Annotated in this window: 1 protein-coding gene; it reads left to right on the top strand. The window is 59.1% G+C overall.

Features of this window, described 5'->3' with window-relative positions:
* A partial coding sequence (locus O3656_RS10195; protein ID WP_500063960.1) for a DUF5692 family protein occupies positions 1-641 on the top strand: 641 nt, incomplete at its 5' end.
* Positions 642-1593 lie beyond the last annotated feature (952 nt).

A 1593-nucleotide genomic window follows, 5' to 3' on the forward strand; every position in this document is an offset into this window, starting at 1 on the left:
GCAAGATCATCGTGACCTCACCCGGGAAGCGCTCCGTGCGCGGCCTCATCTGGGTGGACATGGTGTGGCCGTGGGTGATCGCCTACGACCTGTGGAACCACGCGTTCTTGTACAACTCGCTGGCCGACTACACGTGGTACTGCACGCTCGCCCTGCTGCTCGCCTGCACAATCCCCGCGTTCACGTGGGCGAAGGGCCAGTGGATCTGGTTCCGCTGCTTCACGCTGGTCTTCTGGATCTCCATGAACACCCTCCTGCCCGAGGTCTTGGTCCCTCCCTCGGACATCTTCAACTTCGCGACCATGGACCCGCGCGCCAACATCGCGTGTGCGGCCCTGGCGCTCACGGCCAATGTCGCGTTGTTCGCCTACTGGCTGTACAAGATCATTGCCTGCCGTCGAAACCCGATCACGGGCGTCCTGTACTGCGAGCTGGCCGAGTTCCGCACCATCGTGCGCGAGCACTGCGATGACAAGGACAAGTACTTCCTCGTCGACCGCATCCCCGAGACACCCGAGGAGCTAGGCTTCGAACCCGACTCACCTACCCCGCCGCCTGATGGGTATCGAGCCTGGATGCCCTGGTGGAGGGGAGAGGATAGGAGGCATCCGTCAAAGAGGGGGGCTGGTTTGCGGCCGTAGATTCTCTTGCCGCGTCCCGCATTGCCGAGGCCTCCCCGCGTTGACGCGGGGAGGCCTCGGTTGCGTGGGCGTGAGTTCAGTCCGGAGCTTGTCTAGTAAAAAGCCCGTGAAGCGCCGCGTCGGGATGCACCTTTTGGTGCTCGGTGCTTTCTAACACGTGACACCACCACTGCTAGCAGTAAAGCTCCGGTCTTAATGCACCTCATGGCGCTCGGTGTTTTCTGCCGAAGCCGATTGAGCCTACTCCGGACAAGCCTGTGACGTCTTAATGCACCTTATGGCGCTCGGCGCTTTCTAACTCGTACTGCACCAAGCTTGGTAACGACACCAAGGGTGAGTCTTAATGCGCCGTTTGGCATTCGGTGCTTTCTAACCGTGCTGGCAGCGAACATGTTCTACAACGCGAACATCACGTCTTAATGCACCTCATGGTGCTCGGTGCTTTCTGACAGCGAGGCGTGTTCTACGTATCTGGCGTCGTTTTCGGGTCTTAATGCACCTTTTGGCGCTCGGTGCTTTCTGACGGTGGGCGTGTGCTCGCCTCCAGAACGCTGCTGTCGGGTCTTAATGCACCTTTTGGCGCTCAGTGCTTTCTGACGCGCGGGAACGATCTTCGGCGCCGCTGCCGGCCTCTTTGGGTCTTAATGCGCCTTTTGGCGCGCGGTGCTTTCTGACGCACAACCTGATCGGTATCGGCACCATAACCTGCCTGTCCTAATGCTCCTTTTGGCGCTCGGTGCTTTCTAACCCTCAACTTCCTCCACAACGACCCCTATGCGTCCACGTCTTAATGCACCTTGTGGCGCTCGGTGCTTTCTGATAGACCTACAAGCAGGTCGGCCTGGCGCTCGTGCAGGTGTCTGAATGCACCTTGTGGCGCTCGGTGCTTTCTAACCGACGACTTCGACATCGACTTCAACCAGCAGAAGTACCTGTCTTAATACACCTTATG

It is taken from the genome of Pauljensenia sp. 27098_8_83 (assembly GCF_041432695.1).
Classification (GTDB): Bacteria; Actinomycetota; Actinomycetes; order Actinomycetales; family Actinomycetaceae; genus Pauljensenia.